2 protein-coding genes and 1 pseudogene are annotated in these 2,456 nt (G+C 66.6%); all 3 read right to left on the reverse strand.

Annotation, left to right across the window (positions count from 1 at the left end; translation table 11 throughout):
* Positions 1 to 501: pseudogene (locus tag DBR23_RS07590) on the reverse strand (GTP-binding protein); the annotation flags it as partial.
* 57 nt (positions 502 to 558) lie between these two features.
* Positions 559 to 1,644 (reverse strand): class 1 fructose-bisphosphatase, encoded by a 1,086-nt coding sequence (locus DBR23_RS07595; RefSeq protein WP_026436948.1) that lies wholly within the window; start codon positions 1,642 to 1,644, stop codon positions 559 to 561.
* Positions 1,635 to 2,396, reverse strand: coding sequence for a ribulose-phosphate 3-epimerase (gene rpe / locus DBR23_RS07600; RefSeq protein ID WP_051248945.1), 762 nt, complete (start codon positions 2,394 to 2,396; stop codon positions 1,635 to 1,637). Before rpe ends, DBR23_RS07595 begins: the two co-directional genes overlap by 10 nt.
* Positions 2,397 to 2,456: the final 60 nt, after the last annotated feature.

A 2,456-nucleotide genomic window follows, 5' to 3' on the forward strand; every position in this document is an offset into this window, starting at 1 on the left:
CCAGAGCTTCTGGATCCACTCCAGGTTAATCACCGGCACGACGCCGATGAGCAGGTCGGGGTGTTGGGCGATGTTCACGTCGGGCGTGATCACTGCGCCGTGCAGACCTTCGTAGAACAGCAGGTCTGTGCCGGTAGGCAGTTCTTCCCATGGGGTGAAGGTGCCGGGCTCCTGCCGGTAGGGGGCGGCCTCGTCGGGATCGTGCAGGTACTTGCGCGACATGCCGGTGCCGCTGCGGCCATAGGCGGCGAACAGCGCTTCGAGTTCGGGGAAGAGGTTGTTCTCCGGGCCGAAGTGGCTGAAGTGGCCGTTGCCGGCGCGCTCGGCCTCTGCCTGGCGCTGCTTCATCTCCTTGCGGTCGTGGCGGTGGAAGCTGTCGCCTTCGATGATGGCGGCGCTGACGCCTTCGCGGCGGAAGATGTTCTCGAAGGTGCGGGTGACCGAAGTGGTTCCCGCGCCCGACGAGCCGGTGATGGCGATGATGGGGTGGCGCTCAGACATGGTGACGTCCCGTGAAGTTGAAGAATCGGTGCGAATGCAAGCGTGGAGGCCGACCGCTCAGACGCGGAACAGGCTGCGTTCGTGGAACAGGGGGTTGTCCAGGTCTTTGCGGACGGGTTCGGCGTGGTAGCGCTCGATGCGCTCCACCTCGTCCTTCGAACCGAACACCAGGCCGATGCGCTGGTGCAGGCCCTCGGGCTGCACACCGAGCATGGGAACGCGCCCGGTGCTGGCGCGCCCGCCGGCCTGTTCCATGATGAAACCGATGGGGTTGGCCTCGTACAACAGGCGCAGGCGGCCGGGCTTCGATGCGTCCTTCGTGTCGCGCGGGTAGAGGAACACGCCGCCGCGCATGAGAATGCGATGCGCCTCGGCCACCATGCTGGCGATCCAGCGCATGTTGAAGTCCTTGGCGCGCGGGCCGGTCTTGCCGGCCAGGCATTCGTCCACGTACCGCTTCACCGGCGCTTCCCAGAAGCGGCTGTTGGACGCGTTGATCGCGAATTCCTGCGTGTCGGCGGGTACGGTGAGATCGGGATGGGTGAGGATGAATTCGCCCAGGTTGGGGTCGAGCGTGAAGCCGGCCACGCCATTGCCCACCGTGATCACCAGCATGGTGGTGGGGCCGTAGAGTGCGTAGCCGGCGGCCACCTGCTGCGTGCCGGGTTGCAGGAAGTCGGACTCGGTCACCTCGCGGTCTTCGGCTGCCGGCGCGCGCAGCACCGAGAAGATGCTGCCCACCGACACATTCACGTCGATGTTGCTGGAGCCGTCGAGCGGGTCGAACACCAGGAGGTACTTGCCGCGCGGGTAGGTCCGGGGAATCTGGTACGGCGCGTCCATCTCTTCCGACGCCATACCCGCTAGGTGGCCGCCCCATTCGGTGATGCGCAAAAAGTACTCGTTGCTCAGCACGTCCAGCTTCTTCTGTGTTTCACCCTGCACGTTGACCGAGCCCCCGGTCTCGGCCGCGTGGTTGCCCAGCACGTCGCCCAGCGCGCCGAATGCCACCGCGCGCGCGATGGCCTTGCAGGCCATGGCCACGTCAAGAATGAGCGCGTTGAAGTCGCCGCTGGCTTGGGGGAAGCGGCGGCGTTCTTCGATCAGGTACTGGGTGAGGGTCTTGCGGCCGGTCAATGGCATGGTGTGCTCCGCGTGGGGTTGCTGGAATGACGATCGGTTGAATCTGCGGCTTTGCGCAGCGCGCCCATGACGCCGTAGTAGCCGCCGCCCGCGTCGGGCGCGCCGAAGACCGCGCTGCCGGCCACGCAGATGTCGGCGCCGGCCTGCACGATCTGGCCGATGTTGTCCAGCTTCACGCCACCGTCCACCTCCAGCCAGATGGGCTGGCCACCGGCGGTGGTGTGCGCGTCGATGCGGCGGCGCGCCTCGCGCAGCTTGTGCAGCGTGGCAGGTATGAACGCCTGGCCGCCGAAGCCCGGGTTCACGCTCATGAGCAGCACCATGTCCAGCTTGTCCATCACGTGGTCCATCCAGGCCAGCGGCGTGGCGGGATTGAACACCAGCCCTGCCTTGCAGCCGTGCGAGCGGATCAGTTGCAGCGTGCGGTCCACGTGGCGCGAGGCATCGGGGTGGAAGGTGATGCAGCTCGCACCCGCCTTGGCGAACAGCGGCACCAGCGCGTCCACGGGCTCCACCATCAGGTGCACGTCGATCGGAATCTGCACATGCGGGCGGATCGCCTCGCACACCAGCGGGCCGATGGTGAGGTTGGGCACGTAGTGGTTGTCCATCACGTCGAAGTGCACGAAGTCCGCGCCCGCCGCTTCGATGGCGCGCACTTCTTCGCCCAGGCGGGCGAAGTCGGCTGACAGGATGGAGGGTGCCAGCCGAACGGGGGAGGGTGGCAGGAGGGGCGGGTTCGCTCGGGACATCGTGGGGCGACTCTGTTGTGTGGGGGAAATGGACGCGACCGATCAGGCCGACTCGAACAG

Origin of the sequence: Acidovorax sp. HMWF018, assembly GCF_003061035.1 — a bacterium.
In the GTDB taxonomy this organism is placed as follows: Bacteria; Pseudomonadota; Gammaproteobacteria; order Burkholderiales; family Burkholderiaceae_C; genus Acidovorax; species Acidovorax delafieldii.

Excerpts from the sequence above, each read along its gene's own strand:
- DBR23_RS07595 (WP_026436948.1), bottom strand. The coding sequence starts at position 1,644 with ATGCCATTGACCGGCCGCAAGACCCTCACCCAGTACCTGATCGAAGAA.
- rpe (WP_051248945.1), bottom strand. The coding sequence starts at position 2,396 with ATGTCCCGAGCGAACCCGCCCCTCCTGCCACCCTCCCCCGTTCGGCTG.